Annotated in this window: 2 protein-coding genes; both read right to left on the minus strand. The window is 67.1% G+C overall.

The features are described from left to right. Window positions 1–21 precede the first annotated feature (21 nt). Window positions 22–702: an IS630 family transposase gene (locus ABIA32_RS33495; RefSeq protein ID WP_370103645.1), complete on the minus strand. Its 681-nt coding sequence runs from the start codon at window positions 700–702 to the stop codon at window positions 22–24. Further along, window positions 699–1,106, minus strand: coding sequence for a helix-turn-helix domain-containing protein (locus ABIA32_RS33500; protein WP_370103646.1), 408 nt, complete (start codon window positions 1,104–1,106; stop codon window positions 699–701). The genes ABIA32_RS33495 and ABIA32_RS33500 overlap by 4 nt, the downstream gene beginning before the upstream one ends. Between the last annotated feature and the right edge of the window lie 151 nt (window positions 1,107–1,257).

Genomic DNA, 1,257 nt, shown 5'->3' on the forward strand with positions numbered 1-1,257 from the left:
TGACTAGTAGTTTGTCGCGGCTTAAGTTCGCTGTACTGGGTAGAGGTGGCGTAGTTTCACGCGTGCGTCGTCGGTGGTGAAGTGCCAGTCGACTTGGCGCTGGTTGTTGTTGGTGTGTTGCTGCCAGGCGGCGAGTTCGGTGTTCAGGACGGCGAGGTCGTTGATGCGGCGGTCCAGGCACTGGCGGCTGAGGGCGGAGAGTTCGATCTCGGCGATGTTGAGCCAGGACCCGTGTTTGGGGGTGTGGTGGATCTCCAGGCGCTGGGCCAGGGCGAAGGCCTTCGCCGGGTCGAACGCCTCGTAGAGCGAGGCGGTGCTGTGGGTGTTGAGGTTGTCCATCACCAGCACCACGGTCTCGGCGTCGGGATAGTCCACGGTCAGCAACTGCTCGACCTGGTGCGCCCAGTCGACCCTGGTCCGGCGGGCCTGGGCGTCCACGCGCCGCCATCCTCGCAGCGGCTCGACCCAGCAGAAGATCGAGCAGGTCCCCGCGCGGACGTACTCGTTGTCCTCTCGCCGGTCACGGCCCGGCCGCGCGGGCAGCGGATCGCGGACGTGGCCCAGCAGCTGGTACGGCTTCTCGTCCATGCACACCACCGGGCGCGCCGGATCGAGGGGCCGGAGGTAGACCGCCAAGACGTCCTCCATCGCCGCGGCGAAGGCGGCGTTCGCCGCCGGCGGGATGGTCCAGCACTTCTTCACATGAGGGCGCAGTTTCGTTTTTTTAGGACCCGGCCGATGGTGGAGTGGTCCAGATCCGGGATGTCCTCGACCAGCGCGACGTGCTTCTCCAGCAGACGCAGCGACCACCGGGCGTGTCCCTTCGGCGGCGTCGAGCAGGCCAGCGCGATCAGCCTCGCCTCGACCTCGCCTGTCACCGCGGAGGGCACCGGCGGCAGGGCGCGTTCCTTGCGGCCGACCGTGGCCCACACATCGCCCCCGGTCTCCGCGTACCGCTTCGAGATCAGGCGGACCGAATCGCACGAGACCCCGGCCCGCTCCGCGATCACCGCCCGCGGAGCGACCTCGCCGACCGCCGTGTCCAACGCGAGCAGCACCCGCGCCCGCCTGATCATCGACGCGCTGCGAACCCCCGTCGTCGTCACCCGCTCCAACGCCCGACGATCTTCAATGCTGAGCGCAACCGGATACTTCTTCTGTGAGGACACGGCACCCCTGACGGCCGAAAGGAAGCGACAGGAGGATTCTGCCCAACTCCACCAATCAGAAAGACACTTAGCCGCGACAATCTACTAG

Source organism: Streptacidiphilus sp. MAP12-20, from assembly GCF_041262525.1.
In the GTDB taxonomy this organism is placed as follows: domain Bacteria; phylum Actinomycetota; class Actinomycetes; order Streptomycetales; family Streptomycetaceae; genus Streptacidiphilus.